The sequence below is a fragment of the [Actinomadura] parvosata subsp. kistnae genome, assembly GCF_900323885.1.
In the GTDB taxonomy this organism is placed as follows: domain Bacteria; phylum Actinomycetota; class Actinomycetes; order Streptosporangiales; family Streptosporangiaceae; genus Nonomuraea; species Nonomuraea composti.
In genome coordinates this window covers 563,465-577,089 of record NZ_OOHJ01000018.1, presented here as the reverse complement: position 1 = coordinate 577,089, position 13,625 = coordinate 563,465, and the positions used below count along the sequence as shown (strand labels likewise).

14 protein-coding genes are annotated in these 13,625 nt (G+C 70.3%); 3 read left to right on the top strand and 11 right to left on the bottom strand.

Going from position 1 to position 13,625, the window contains the following annotated elements; all coding sequences use genetic code 11:
• Nucleotides 1-22: 22 nt before the first annotated feature.
• The 9 genes from KIS93_RS22750 to KIS93_RS67590 all read right to left on the bottom strand — a co-directional run bounded on the left by KIS93_RS22750 (nucleotide 23) and on the right by KIS93_RS67590 (nucleotide 10,008).
• Nucleotides 23-1,339, bottom strand: coding sequence for a lipopolysaccharide biosynthesis protein (locus KIS93_RS22750; protein ID WP_080045748.1), 1,317 nt, complete (start codon nucleotides 1,337-1,339; stop codon nucleotides 23-25).
• On the bottom strand, nucleotides 1,332-2,135 hold the full coding sequence (locus tag KIS93_RS22745; RefSeq protein ID WP_080045749.1) for a polysaccharide deacetylase family protein: 804 nt from the start codon (nucleotides 2,133-2,135) through the stop codon (nucleotides 1,332-1,334). Before KIS93_RS22745 ends, KIS93_RS22750 begins: the two co-directional genes overlap by 8 nt.
• A complete protein-coding gene (locus KIS93_RS22740) occupies nucleotides 2,132-3,073 on the bottom strand; it encodes a glycosyltransferase family 2 protein (protein WP_080045750.1) in 942 nt (313 codons plus the stop codon). Before KIS93_RS22740 ends, KIS93_RS22745 begins: the two co-directional genes overlap by 4 nt.
• 12 nt (nucleotides 3,074-3,085) lie before the next feature.
• The gene (locus KIS93_RS22735) at nucleotides 3,086-3,835 is read right to left on the bottom strand and encodes a glycosyltransferase family 2 protein (RefSeq protein WP_246005345.1); all 750 of its coding nucleotides are present in this window, start codon (nucleotides 3,833-3,835) and stop codon (nucleotides 3,086-3,088) included.
• A 241-nt stretch (nucleotides 3,836-4,076) separates the two neighbouring features.
• The gene (locus KIS93_RS22730; protein WP_080045752.1) at nucleotides 4,077-5,207 is read right to left on the bottom strand and encodes a GNAT family N-acetyltransferase; all 1,131 of its coding nucleotides are present in this window, start codon (nucleotides 5,205-5,207) and stop codon (nucleotides 4,077-4,079) included.
• On the bottom strand, nucleotides 5,204-5,575 hold the full coding sequence (locus tag KIS93_RS22725; RefSeq protein ID WP_080045753.1) for a hypothetical protein: 372 nt from the start codon (nucleotides 5,573-5,575) through the stop codon (nucleotides 5,204-5,206). Before KIS93_RS22725 ends, KIS93_RS22730 begins: the two co-directional genes overlap by 4 nt.
• Nucleotides 5,576-5,842: 267 nt before the next feature.
• A complete protein-coding gene (locus tag KIS93_RS22720; RefSeq protein ID WP_155129239.1) occupies nucleotides 5,843-7,396 on the bottom strand; it encodes an RNA polymerase sigma factor in 1,554 nt (517 codons plus the stop codon).
• A gap of 112 nt (nucleotides 7,397-7,508) precedes the next feature.
• The gene (locus KIS93_RS22715) at nucleotides 7,509-9,191 is read right to left on the bottom strand and encodes a substrate-binding domain-containing protein (RefSeq protein ID WP_080045755.1); all 1,683 of its coding nucleotides are present in this window, start codon (nucleotides 9,189-9,191) and stop codon (nucleotides 7,509-7,511) included.
• A gap of 262 nt (nucleotides 9,192-9,453) precedes the next feature.
• Complete coding sequence (locus KIS93_RS67590) at nucleotides 9,454-10,008, bottom strand: cation diffusion facilitator family transporter (RefSeq protein WP_230465852.1); 555 nt, start codon at nucleotides 10,006-10,008, stop codon at nucleotides 9,454-9,456.
• 235 nt (nucleotides 10,009-10,243) lie between these two features.
• Here KIS93_RS67590 and KIS93_RS22705 point away from each other — a divergent pair, with 235 nt between their 5' ends.
• The 3 genes from KIS93_RS22705 (at nucleotide 10,244) to KIS93_RS22695 (ending at nucleotide 12,132) form a co-directional block, all read left to right on the top strand.
• The gene (locus KIS93_RS22705; protein ID WP_080045757.1) at nucleotides 10,244-11,014 is read left to right on the top strand and encodes a DUF4184 family protein; all 771 of its coding nucleotides are present in this window, start codon (nucleotides 10,244-10,246) and stop codon (nucleotides 11,012-11,014) included.
• Nucleotides 11,007-11,819: a TrmH family RNA methyltransferase gene (locus KIS93_RS22700; RefSeq protein WP_080045758.1), complete on the top strand. Its 813-nt coding sequence runs from the start codon at nucleotides 11,007-11,009 to the stop codon at nucleotides 11,817-11,819. Before KIS93_RS22705 ends, KIS93_RS22700 begins: the two co-directional genes overlap by 8 nt.
• A gap of 67 nt (nucleotides 11,820-11,886) precedes the next feature.
• A complete protein-coding gene (locus KIS93_RS22695; RefSeq protein WP_080045759.1) occupies nucleotides 11,887-12,132 on the top strand; it encodes a DUF4235 domain-containing protein in 246 nt (81 codons plus the stop codon).
• Between the two features lie 10 nt (nucleotides 12,133-12,142).
• Here KIS93_RS22695 and KIS93_RS22690 read toward each other — a convergent pair whose 3' ends face one another.
• A complete protein-coding gene (locus KIS93_RS22690; RefSeq protein ID WP_080045760.1) occupies nucleotides 12,143-12,439 on the bottom strand; it encodes a hypothetical protein in 297 nt (98 codons plus the stop codon).
• A 90-nt stretch (nucleotides 12,440-12,529) separates the two neighbouring features.
• Nucleotides 12,530-13,579, bottom strand: a complete 1,050-nt coding sequence (locus KIS93_RS22685; protein ID WP_080045761.1) for a LacI family DNA-binding transcriptional regulator — start codon at nucleotides 13,577-13,579, stop codon at nucleotides 12,530-12,532.
• Nucleotides 13,580-13,625: the final 46 nt, after the last annotated feature.

The window sequence follows — 13,625 nt, the reverse complement described above, 5'->3', positions numbered from 1 at the left end:
TCCCGTTGCCTCACGTTGACCATCATGAAGCCCCGGACGACCCCTGGGTGACAGCCGACCTACCGCTTTCGTCGAATTTGAGAATTTTACGTAGATTTCCAAAGATCAAAAGTGCGACAAGTGCCTCGCTGAGGAGCAATCCGTACCCCACCGCGTTCACCCCGAAGTGAGGGAACAGTGTCACGGTGGACACGAGCACGAGCGCCGCCAGCCCGATCTGGACGACGGCGAGCGTGCGCGCCTGGCTCTGGGCCCGCAGCGCGCTCAGGTACACCTCGATCAGCACCCGGGGCAGCACCGCCAGCGACATGAGCCGCAGCAGCGTGGTGCCCTCCTCGGCGAAGGCCGAGCCGAAGATGCGCAGGATCAGCGGCGCCCCGAGGATGGCCACCACGATGATCGGGGTGACGATCATGAAGGCGCGCCGCAGCGCCCGCCGGCAGTTCGCGGCGAGCTGGGCGCGGTCGAAGGAGTTCTCGACGGTCAGCGACACCGCCATGTTCATGGCGAGCAGCTCGATCATGCTGGCCAGCGTGTGCGCCATCGAGAACCGCCCGAACGTGGCCTCGCCCACCTGCGTGGCGATCACCACGGGCACGAGGTAGACGATCGCCAGGATCGACAGCGTGCCGGGGAAGTCGCCGGCCAGGAACCGGCCGACCTCGCGCATCCGGGGCGGCTGCTGGACGGGGTCGGCCCGCTTGATGTGCCGGGGCACGACGACGCCGAAGATCAGCCAGTTGACCGGGATGAGGGCCAGCGCGGTCGGGATCACCCAGGAGACGAAGATCCCGCCGGCGGGCAGCGCCCCGGCCAGCGCGACCAGGAGCCCCATCTTGACGACGCCGAAGATCAGGTTGTTCAGCGGCACGAACGTGGCCCTGCGTAGGCCCGTCAGCACGACGTCCTGGAGCGTGAAGACCGCCCACACGACCACGGACGCCAGGAAGAACAGTCCGGGCCCGAACCCGGCCAGCACCGAGTACGTCTTGCCCCACAGGGGCAGCGTCAGCAGGAAGCCGAGGGCCGCGACCCCGCCGGTGGCGGCGGCCAGGCCGTACCCGCGCAGGATGAGCTCGGGCGTGCGGCGGCCGGCCACCGGCAGGAACCGGGCCAGCGCGCCCACGAAGCCGAGCGCGGTCAGCGACGCGAACAGCCGCATCGCGGTGATCACGGCCTGACCGCGGCCGAACTCCTCGGGCGAGTAGAAGTGCGCGGCCAGCAGCCAGTAGCCCATGCCGAGCACGCCGGTGACGACGGTGTTCGCCATGAGCGCGTAACCCTGGAGGAACAGCGGGTTACGCAGGTCACGCAGGACCTTTCCCCACAGGTTAGACATTGCCGCGCACCCGCTGCAGCCCGTACCTCGTCCTGCGGACGACCGCGTACCCCTTGGTGAGGATGCGCTCGCGCATGTAGATGAGAGGGACGGAGTTGCCTTCGACGGCGCGCTTGAACATGCTGATGGTCGTGTTCTTGCCGACCGTCAGCCGGGGGATGGCGAGCATGTCGTGACGATCGGCGGCGATCGTGTTGCTCACGGCGCAAGCAGCGAAATAGCCGGCCTTGCGCACTTCGCGGCGCACGCGGGCGCTGGAGTACCCGTAGGGGTAGGCCATGGTGGCGACCGGCATGCCGATCTTCTCCTCCAGCAGGCCCTTGTTCCTGCGCAGCTCCTGCCGCAGGTCCTCGGTGCGGAGCTGGTCGAGCTGGGGGTGGCTGTGGCTGTGGCCGCCGATCTCGACGCCCGTCTGGGCGGCCTCGCGGGCCTGGCCCCACGACAGCATGTCGTCGAGGGGCCGGCCCGCGGCGTCCTTGCCCGCGTCGGACACCCAGCCGCTGGTCAGGAAGACCGTGGCCGGGAAGTTGTGGCGTTCCAGGAGCGGCAGCGCGCGGCTGTGGAAGTCGGCGTAGCCGTCGTCGAAGGTGATCACGATCGGCTTGTCCGGCAGCGACAGCCCGTTGTTCTTGTTGAAGCGCGCGACGAGATCACCCAGCGTGAGCGGGGTGAAGCCGCTCTCCGCCAGGTAGGCGAGCTGGTCGGCCAGGTCGGACGGCCGCACCGCGTGCGGCTTGGTCTCGTCGTTGGGCGCGTCGGTGACCGAGTGGTACATCAGGATCGGTACGCGGATCATGACCGGGCCGCCTTCAGCCGTACGGAACCCACGACGTAACCCCAGGTCGTCCAGGCCAGCCCGACCACGATCGCGGCGGCCCTGCCGAGCCCGCCCAGGTCGCCGCGCAGGGCCTCACCGACCCCGCGCAGCGCGCCGAGCGGCAGCGTCTTCAGCGCGTGCGCGCGCTCGCTGGACAGCCCGTCCTGGGTGCCGACCTCCCGTGTCACCAGCGCCTTCGACAGCCCCTCGGCGTAGCACCTGGACCTGAAGTAGGCGAACCGCTCGCGCTGCTTCGACACCTTGTGCCCGATGACCGCGCGCGGCTCGAACAGCATGACCGAGCCCGGCTTGCGCTGGCTGAGCCTGATGCAGAACTCGGTCTCCTCGCACCCGAGCGGGCGCGACTTGCGTCCTTGCACGCTGCGGCCGATGCCGCTGTGGAAGCCGCCCACCTCGGAGACGGCGTCACGCAGGAAGGCGGCGTTGCCGCCCATGACGTTGCGGATCGGCGCCCTGACCGCGGGCATGCCGCGGTAGGTGCAGCCGACCGTCCAGTCGAACTCGTACGGGAACCAGCGCGGCCGCTCGCCCGACGCCCAGATGGGGTCGGTACGGCCGCCCACGCCGACGACACCGGCCTCCTGGAAGCCCTCCTCCAAAGCCTCCAGCCAGCCGGGATCGGCGACCGCGTCGTCGTCGAGAAAGGCGACGATCTCACCGTTGGCCGTGGCCACGCCGGTGTTCTTGCCACCGGACAACCCCTGCTCGTGCGTGTTCTCCACGACGATGGCCTGCGGGTACTCGTGCTTGAGCTTGAGGTGCAGGTCGGGGTTGTGGTCGACCACCAGGATCAGCTCGTGTGCCGGGCGTGTCTGGTTCTCGACCGACTCGACTGCCTGCCTGATGTCCTCCCACCGTTCCTCGGTGTAGACGCAGATGACAACAGACGTGTTCACAACGATCCTTTTTTAAGCGACGCCTCGGTCAGCGGCGGGAGTGGCGGCAGGCTCAGGCTGAGGCGGAGTGGGCTGGCGACGCCACTCCTTCAGGATGGTCTTGAGCACGCGGAAGCCATCTCGTACGACGTGCAGGTTGCTTTCGCCGTGGATGCGGTTGCGCTCGTGGCTGGGGACCTCGTGCACCTTCAGCCCGGCCTTGGCCGCGCGCACGTTCATCAGCGTCTCGACCTCGAAGCCGTCGCAGTCAAGGTTGAGGACATCAAGATGACGCGCCCAGAAGGCGTTGTAGCCGTAGCAGAGGTCGGTGTACTGGGTCTTGTACATCACGTTGACGATGCCGGTGAGCACCTTGTTGCCAAGTCGCCGGTTGAGCGTCAGGTCGTCGCTGCCGCCCCCGGCGGCGTAGCGCGAGCCCTTCACGAAGTCGGCACCGGTCACCAGCGCGCCCACAAAGTTGATGATCTCGCGGCCGTCGGTGGACCCGTCGGCGTCGATCATCACGATGATGTCGCTGGTGCAAGCGGCGAAACCGGCGGCGAGGGCGTCACCCTTGCCCTTGCCCTTCTGCGTCACCACTTTGACGTTGGGACGCAGTCGCTTGGCCACGGCCACCGTGTCGTCGACGGAGTTGCCGTCGACGAGCACGATCTCGTCAACCCACTGCGGGATGGTGGCGAAGACGTGCGGCAGGTTCTCCGCCTCGTTCATCGCCGGCACGACCACGCTGACCGTCGGGGAGATGGCCAGGTGCGGGGTCACCGGCGTGAAACTCGAGGGCGGCGGCATCGACCGCAGGGGCGAGGAGTGAACCTTGCCGTTGTGCTTGGTTATCTCGGGACTCATGGCGAGGGAAATCCTTCCGGGACCCCGCGCTGCGGGCCGGACGGAACCACCCCCGGGTGCTGCGGGAACGGCGAAGCCGGCAAACGATGCATCGAAGGGTCCTGTGTGGAGTGTGAGGGTGTTGTGGTGCTGGTGCCGGGGGGTGTTCCGGGATCGCTCAGCGCGCTCCCGTGGGTTCCTGAGTTACTGCGTTGGATGGCTCCTGACGTTGCATCGAGGTGCGCACCCGACCGAAGCCCTTCAGGACACGGTCGGCCGCCTTATAAAGAGACGGTCGGTCCATGACAATTGTTCGGGCTTTGTTGAAAGGAGTTCGGCCCATCCAGTGAACGGCCGCCGAGGCGGACGGACGCGAGACGCGGCCTTCGGCGACGTACAGGACCCCGCTCTTCAGCCAGTCCTTGTACTCCTTGCCGCCCTTGCCCATGTCCACCATGTGCAGCCCCGCGTTCGCCGCGGCCTCGGCCATCTGCAGGTGGTGGACGATGCCCGGCGAGTAGCGGGCGTACTCGGTGTCGTAGGCGGGGAACCACCCTACAAGGGTGGTCGCCGTACGGAGGCCGAAATGCCCCGCGACCGGTACGTCTCCGGCATAGAGCATGGTCAGGACGCCCGCGAAGTCCGATGAGTTCTCGGCATGCATCATGTCGGTCAGCTCGACGATCCATGGCTGCGCGAACCTGTCGACCCGGCCGGTCCGCTGGTACTGGTCGGACTTCCAGGCGAGCAGGGTGCGCAGCACCTCGGGGTCGGGCGAGGCCCATTCGAGCCGCAGCTCGCCCTGCTCCCGCCCCATCTTGCGTTCCTTGTAGCGGACGGTCTTGAGGTTCTTCGGCGAGTTGGCCTTGACCTGCTCGATCCAGGCCTCGAAGCCGGAGGTGAAGTCCATCACAGGCGCGGGGCGCACGTCCGACTCGTACTCGGCGAACGTCGGCTGCCCGGCCACCAGGTGGTCGAAGTCGAAGACGCTCAATCTGCAGGCGCGCAGCAGCGCCTTGGCGTCGAGCTTGAGGTCGGGGGCGGCGATCAGGCCGTGGCACGTGGTCAGGAAGCCGCCGAGCGGCTTGCCGATGCCGAAGCTGTGCCGCTCGTACGGGAAGAACCCCTGGATGCCGCCGCTGTCGGAGATGACCGCCACCCTCACGTAGTCGCGCAAGCGGTCCATCGCCACGGCGAACTCGACGGACAGGAACGGGTTGTCCAGACTGCGGTCGGCCTTCTGCAGCTCCCGCCATCGGGCCCGCTCGGAGTCTCCGAGCTCTCTCGGCCGAACTACCTGGATGTTCACCTTGCCCTGGCCCCCTGTTCGGTTTGCATGCTCTTCCCCCGGTACAACACGCGAAGCACGTACATGAACCCTCCGAGCACGGCGACCGTCGCGACACCGGCTCGGGGCGACCAAGCGTTGAAGAGCAGCATGGCCTCGGCGAGGAGCACGTTGAGTACGAGACTCGCCGCGGCCCCTACGGATAGGGCGGCGAGGGGGTCACGATCGCGCAACAGTCCCACCACTGCCGCTCCTGGTACGACCAGAAGGAACAAGGAGATGAGGAACGGGCGCAGCGGTGTCTCGATATCGAACAGCGCAATGACCGCTCCCGCTATGCAGGCGAGCGCGACCAGCCAGGCCAGCGCTCTGCGGTGCTGCTTGAGCATCTCCTGATCTCTCTCCTGCCTTGCTGGTTGAAGCGCGGTTGATCGCAGTTCATGGGACCAATCCACGCTACGACACGTCAATGCCGACGCTTGGCCACGCGCTCCGGTTTACAGGCATGCCGAAGTTTCTTATGTGACCTTCGACACACGGTCAAAAGATTGCCTTGCCCCGGTGCGGTTCCCAAGCACACCAGAATGCCCTATGTAGCCTAGGGTTCACGAGTCAGGGTCCGATTTATATACGTTTGTCGTGTTAAATGTGTGAAGTCACTGTGAGTTCGGGCTCGGCTCCCGCACGGGAGCGCCGCCCGACGTGGTGGCCACGCCGGGGCCCGGAGAGCCGGTCGGCTCCTCGGTCGCCGTCGGGCCGTCGGTCGGGGGCTCGGGGCCTTCGTCGCCCTCCCAGGACAGCGCGCACGTGGCGGTGCCGCCGTTCGAGGTGAAGGTGACGCGGCCGCTGCCGGAGACGTCCGGCTCGGCGACCGCCACCGTCACCCACGCCGACCCGCCCGCCCTGACCGAGCCGCTCGCCGGGCGCACGTCGAGGCCCGGCGAGGCGGTCGCCACCCAGGACACGGCCGCGTGGCGGGCGCCGAGCCCGATGCGGGCGACGCCGTCGACCGCGCTCGGGCACGAGAGCCGCAGCCGGGCAGCGGGCACGGGCCTGCGCCGCGTGACCGCCGGCGCGGGGGCCCGCCTGGCGCTCCTGCGCGGGGCCGCCGCCGTCGGCGTGACCCGGGGGGACGGGGTGCGGCTGGGGCTCGCGCTCGGTGTCGGGCTGGGCTCGTCCTCCTGCGTGGGGCTCTCCTCCTCCACGGAGAGCGTGGGCGCGGGGGAGTGGACCGGCCGCAGGGCGGTCGTCCCCGACGTGCCGCTCCCGTTGACCATCACCACCGCGCCCGTCGCCGCCAGCAGGCACGCGCCCGCCAGCACGAGCGGCGCCAGGCGCCGCGACCGGCGCCGCCGCGAGCGGCGATCGGCCGGCACCGGGAACCCCGACCGGTCGAAGCTGTCACCCCGATCCGTGATCAGGACCCGCGTCTGGTCCAGCTCCGGTCGCACGCACGTGTCGATCACCCGGCGGCGCAGCGAGATCGGCGGGTACGCGACCGGCACCAGGTCCAGCAGCCGCGCCGCCGAGACCTGCCGGTGCCGGCCCTCGGTGCACACCTCGCACCCGCCGATGTGCCCCGACAACCTGCGGCGCAGCAACGGGGTGAGCGGGCCCTCCCAGGAGTCGAGCAGCGCCGACAGGTCGGGGCAGTGCGCCCGGCCGTTCCTGGCCAGCAGCACGGCCGCGGCGGCGTTCTCCAGATGGTCGCGGCCCCGGCCCAGCCGGGCGGCCGACTGGCGAGAGGTCAGGCCGAGCACCGCCCCCACCTCCGCCGGGGTCAGCCCGTGACGCAGCGACAGCCTCAGCACCTCGCGCTGGCCCCTGCTCAGCTCGCCCAGCGCCTCCCGGACCAGGCTCGCCAGCTCGGGATCCGCGGGCTCGTCGAGCTCGGGCAGCGGCATGCCGCCGGACGGGGTGCCGGGGCGGCGCGCCATCCTGGCCCGTACCTGGAACCTGGTCAGCGCGTACAACCAGGGCCGCAGCCGGGCGGGCTCCCTGAGCCTGGCCACGCACCCCTGCGCGGTGACCAGCGCGTCGTGCACGGAGTCGGCCGCCACGTCGCCGTCCCCTGACAGGGAGAAGGCGTAGTCGTACAGCCGTTCGCCGTAGGAGTCGTAGAGCGTGGCGGGAGCGGCGGTCTCCGCGCGACGCAGAGCCTCGACCAGCTCCTGATCGCCCGCGCGATCGACGGTCGGCCATCCAGGCACGGATTTCCCTCCCCGCAGGTCGGACGCTCACTCGAGCCCCACGCGGAGAGGACGCCGCCTCGATCGTCCGGGTTTTCCCGCCATGCCCAATGAGCATGGCGGGCCCGGCGGATCAGCCGTCGCAGTTCGGCATGCAGAGGCGGCGTTCCATGCCCTGGAGGAAGAAGTCGCGGACCTGGAGGATGTTCTCGGCGATGTACGCCTCGCCGCCCGTGGCCTTGGCCACCGCCTCCATCTGCGCCTTGCCCTTCTTGGCGTCCGGGCCGAACGCGATGAGCAGGATGGTGAGCGGCCGCTTCGGGTTGTAGGTCTTCTTGAGGAACTGCAGGAGCTCGGCGTTCTTGACGCCGCCGTCCGGGTCGTCGTTGCCCGCGCCGTCGGTCAGGATCAGCAGGGTGTTGACCTTGTCCTCCTGGAACGTCCTGGTCAGCTCGGTGTAGGCCGCCTTGATCGTGTCGTTCAGGCCGGTGTCACCGGTGGCCTTGGCCTGGAGCTGGGCGAACGTCCTGACGAGCTGCTCCTTGCGGGTCGCCCCGTTGATCGACTCGCTCAGCGGGCCGACGGAGACGAGTTCCTTCCAGTCCTTGCCGCGCCCGTCCATGTGGGTGGAGAACGACCACAGGCCCATCTCGGAGCCGGCGGGGAACAGCGCCAGTCCCTCGGTGGCGATCCGGTTGATGGCCTGCATGCGGGTCATGTTCGTGCCGGGGACCGGCAGCGCCATCGTCCCGGAGACGTCGAGGAGGGTGAGCAGGCGGGTGCCGAGGTTCAGCCGGGTCCAGGTCTGCACCATGCGGGCCACGGTCGCGCCGTCCGGCGGGTCCAGCGCCGCCGGGGTCTCCGGGGTGAAGCCCTTGTCCTCCGACAGCGCGTCGCCGGCCTTGCCGTCGGTGCCGCGGAAGCCGGCGTCACGCAGGACCTTCTTGGCCGACTCGGCGGTCAGCGCCTGCTTGAAGTCCGTCGCGGCCTTCAGCACCTGCGGGTCCTTGGTCAGGATCGTGACCGGGTAGTCCAGGCTGAGCGTGCCCTCCTTGGGGTAGAGAGCGACCACCGGCACCTCGGGCTTCTTCGTGTTGTGCGCGTAGATGGCCTGCTCGGAGGTGACGCCCACCGGCACCCGGCTGCCCGACTTGACGGTGAGGCTGGCCAGCAGCGCCGTCGAGTCGGAGGCGAGCTGGCCCGACAGCTCCTTCAGCGCGCCCACCAGCGCCTTGTCCTGCTTGGCCGCCTTGGCCGTGCCCGCCGCGGCCAGCAGCGCCGCCAGGCCCGCCGAGTTCTTCTGCGGGTCGAGGGCGAGCACCCGCACCTTCCTGCCGGGGCCGTCCACGTTGGCCACGTTCGCCGCCGAGATCATGGACACCCAGCTCGGCTGGAGCGAGCCGGACAGCTTCGACGCGGCCGACTTCGCCGCCGCCAGCACCACGGGGGAGGTCGCGATCGACCCCTCCACCTGCGGCAGCGCGGCGCCGCCCTCGGTGGCGCGCATGCTCTCCATGAGCAGGCTGGAGTCGGCCACCCAGAAGTCGGCGCTGACCTTGCCCGCCGCCAGCGCGTTCGCCGTCCTGGCCGCGGCCTCCTTGGCCACCGTCACCTCGACGCACTTGCTGTCGATCGAGTGCAGGGCCTTGTTGTAGGTGCCGGCGATCTTGTTCAGCGCCGGCTGGATGTCGGGGGTGGCGACCACGCGCAGCGCCAGCTTGCCGCCCGAGCAGTCATGGTCGCGATTGAAGATCACGAACGCGGCGACGCCGAGGAGCACGGCCAGGGCGACGGCCCCCGCCAGCGGTACGAGCACCCTCCCCCGGCCGCGCCTGGCTCTCCTGCGCGGTGGTGGTTCGCTGGCCCTGTATCCGCCGTCGAGATCGTCTGTCCGGTGTCGCCCCACGATGTCCTCTTAGGTGTTCTCGTGACCTTCCGGAGACCCTAGCGGGAGATGCTCCGCAATACTTCGGAGACGATACTCGGTGCGGTGGATGCGGCAAAACAGCCCTTTTGATGCGACGATTACCCTCCGCAGTGGGCATTCGCCACGAGCGTGACGATTCTCACCATGAGCATCAGTGGCAGCAGGCGTGGCCGTGCCAGGCCCGCCGGCCCTCCCGTACGGCGAGGGCCGCCAGCAGCACCGCCACCATCGGATCCACCCACCACCAGCCCACCGTGTTCAGCCACAACCCCGCCAGCACCCCCGCCGCCATGACCGCGCACAGCAGGTTCTGGGTGCCCTCGCCCGACGTGGCCGCCGACGCCAGCCGCGCCCCGAGCCGCCGCTTGACCACCCCCAGCACCGGCATGCTGACCAGGCTGACCGTCGTCACCACGATCCCCAGCACGCTCGGCACCGCCCGGTGCCCCGCGTCCAGATCGTGCGCGACGTGAAGGACGAGATACGGGGCCAGGAGCCAGAAGCTCACCGCCACCGCCCGCCTGGCGGTGCTCTCCGCGCTCGGCGACAACGTGCGCGCCCCCGTGAACCGCCACACCACGATCAGGCTCGCCGCCGCCTCCACGAAAGCCGACAGCCCCCACCCGATGAGCGCCACCGAGTGCGCCGCCAGCCCCGCGGCCAGGCCGAGCGTGCTCTCCACGCCCAGCCAGGCCAGCGTCGCCACGGAGAGCGAGCGTGCCGCGCGCGCGGCACGCAACCATTCGGCTGACGCGGCCGGAAGCTCCTGAATCCGCTGATCAGGCACCATGAACCCCCGAACTCCCGGCTGTCCGGCCGTCGACAGCGATGAGTACCGTACCCACTACCGCCCGTGACCTGGTGAAACGCCGGCAAAGCAGGGTCAAGATCCGGCCCGCATAATGATCGCTGGGGGATGTCAACGAGGGGGAGACGACACCGTGCCGTTCACGCCCAGCCATGTCGCCGCCGTGCTGCCGCTGATCGGCTCCCGGCGCATCCGCAGGTATGTCGACCCGTGGGCGCTGGCGATGGGCGCCATGGTGCCCGACCTGCCGGTCTTCCTGCCGTTCATGCCCGACTACACCGACACGCACTCCTGGCTCGGCGTCGTCACCATCGACCCGCTCGCGGTCCTCGTCCTGCTGCCGCTCTTCCACGCCGTCCTGCGCGACCCGCTCATCGCCCTGCTCCCGCCCGGCCTCGCCGGGCGGGCCGCGCTCCTCGTGCCCGACCGGCTGCGCCTGCTCCCCATGGCGGCCGGCGCCGTGATCGGCGCCGCCACCCACGTCCTGTGGGACTCCTTCACCCACTCCACCGGCCCCGCCGAGTGGGGCGCGTGGCTGGGCGTCTCCGTCCTCGGCGTGATCAGGCTCTTCCGCCTCCTGCAGTACGTCTCCTCCGCGATCGGCCTGGCCGTGGTCGTGTGGTGGGGGTGGCGCGGGCTGTCCCGCATGGCGGCGGCACCCGTACCGGAGCGGCTGCGCCTGCCCGCCCGTGCCCGCTGGACCGTGCTGGCCGCCTCCGCCGCCGGCATCCTCGCCGGCGCCCTCCTGTGGCCGCTGATCGACGAGCCGAACCCGAAGTTCGGCATCGCCTCCGTCATCACCAAGACGGGCGCCGGCACCGTGATCGGCCTGGCCGCGGTGCTGCTCTGCTACGCCGTGGTCTGGCAGGTCAGGCGGCGCGTGGCAGTATCGGAAGGTGCTTGAGTACGTCACCGACGCCGCCGACCCCCGCCTGTCCGACTACACCCGGCTGCGGGACGTCGAGCTGCGCAAGAGCCTGGAGGCCGAGCGCGGCCTGTTCCTCGCCGAAGGGGAGAAGGTGATCAGGCGGGCCATTGGCGCCGGCTACCCGATCCGCTCCGTCCTGACCACCCGCCGCTGGCTCGCCTCCCTGGAGGACGTCCTCGGCGACGCCACCGTCTACGTCGTCAGCGACGAGATCATGTCCGGCATCGCCGGCTTCCAGGTCCACAGGGGCGCGCTCGCCTCGATGGAACGCCTCCCCCTGCCCAGCCTCGACGCCCTCCTCAAGAACGGCGCCCGCCGCCTCCTCGTCCTGGAGGACCTCGTCGACCACAGCAACGTGGGCGCGATCTTCCGCTCCGCCGCCGCGCTCGGCGTGGACGCCGTCATCCTGTCGCCCCGCTGCGCCGACCCCCTCTACCGGCGCGCGGTGAAGGTCTCGATGGGCGCGGTCTTCTCCATCCCGTACGCCCGCATGGACGACTGGTTCACCGGCCTCGCCCAGCTCCGCGCCGCCGGCTACCGGACCCTCGCCCTCACCCCCGACCAGAGCGCCGCCCCCATCGACTCCGTCGAACCGGCCGACCGGGTCGCGCTGCTGCTCGGCGCCGAGGGCGACGGCCTGTCCTCGCACTGGCTGGAGGAGGCGGACCAGGCGGTCTGCATCCCGATGAGCGCCGCCGCCCTGTCCAACGGCGTCGACTCCCTCAACGTGGTGGCCGCCGCCGCCATCGCCTGCCACGGGCTCATGCGCGCCGAGAGGTGATCCGTCCGGGGGTTTAAGCGGCTGGCACGGGGCACGGGCAGACACCACGTCAACGTAAGGAGATGCCATGCAACCGGTAGAGAAGGTCACGTCGCTGGGGATGGGTCTGCTGGGTGGTGCGCTGGCGTCGGCGCTGTTCAAGCGGGCCTGGAAGCTGGCGTCCGGTCAGGACGACGCGCCGGACGCCGACGACCTCGAGCGCGGCTGGACCGAGGTCCTCGTCGCCGCCGCCCTGCAAGGGGCGATCTTCGGGCTGGTCAAGGCCGCCGTGCACCGGGCCGGGGCGCAGACGTTCCACCAGCGGGGCCACTAAGGGGGCGTGCTTACGACTGGCCGTCCATGAGCCAGTCGGGGTAGCCCTCGAAGTCCTGGATCACCGGGCGGCAGTCGAGGGGGGCGGTGGCGCCGGTGCTCCTGAGGTGCCCCTCCAGCGCGGGGACCTGCTCGTTCGTCGTGATGAGCGTGAGCTGCCAGGTGGGCGTGTCGCGGTGGACGGGCTGGTGCGGGGCTTCCGCGATGTCGATCGACGTGGCCAGGCCCGCGAGGAGGATGCCGTGCGCGAGCTCGGCCGCCCTCTCGTGACTCTCGATCGTCATGCGGATCTCGACGAATTCCGCCATGAGGGTTCCTTTGTGGAGAGGTGTGCACCTCACCCTACGTGGGCGGCGCGGTGTTCGCGGGCGTTTCCGGCGGTGTCCGGGGCGCGGGCGTCAGGAGCGGGGCGGGGCGGTGGAGGCGCGCACCACCAGCTCGTACGGGAACAGCAGCCGCTCCGGCGCGGCCGTGCCGCCCGACAGGAGCAGCCGGCCCGCCGCCGCGCCCATCTCCTGCTTGGCCTGGCGGATCGTGGTGAGCCCCGCCTCCTCGGCCGCGCTGTCGGAGAAGCCCACCACCGACAGCTCCTCGGGCACCTTGAGCCCCAGGTCGGCGGCGGCGTCGAGGACGCCGAGCGCCAGCACGTCGGTGTTGGTGAGTATCGCGGTGGGGCGCGGGTCGCGGCCGAGCAGGGCGTGGCCCGCCCGCCGGCCCGCCTCGCGCGAGTTGCGCGCCACTTCGTAGAACGGCACCTGCTCCCAGTCGAGGCCGGCCTCCTCGCAGGCCCGCTGGTAGCCCTCGCGGCGGGCCCGCATGGCCGCGAAGGTCGCCGCCCGCTGCCGCTCGGGGCCGGCCCAGCCGGTGTGCCCGTCTTCGTGCAGCCCGACCATGGCCACCCCCAGGCGCCGGTGGCCGAGCTCCAGCACGTGCCGCGCCGCCGTGGCGCCCGCCGCCGGCTCGTCGATGCCGAGGAACGGGTGCCCCGGCACGTACGGCTCGTCCACCACCACGACGGGCAGCTTTCTGGCCAGCACCTCCGCCAGTGCGGGGTGCCCGTCGGGCAGTGACATCACGCAGAACGCGTCGACCACGGCGTCTCTGACCGTGTCGCTGCGCCGGTCGCCGTGCGGCAGGGGCAGGATGAGCAGGCCCACGCCCGCGTCCTCGGCGGCGGTGGCCAGGCCCTGGAAGAAGCCGATGGAGTAGGGGTCGGCGAACGCGTAGGCCAGCGTCTCGCTGAAGATCAGCCCGAGGGCGCCGGCGCGGCCGAGCCTGAGTGAGCGGGCGGTGGGGTTGGGGCCGGCGTAGCCGAGCTCGTCGGCCACCTCAAGGATGCGCCGGCGCAGGCCGTCGCTGAGCTGGTCGGGGCGGGAGAAGGCGTAGGAGACGGTGGCCCGGGACACGCCGAGGCGGTCGGCGATCGTCTGCAGGGTGACCTTGGCCATGGTGCAACGGTAGCGAAGAGCTTGCCGGGCCGTTCTTAATCAATTA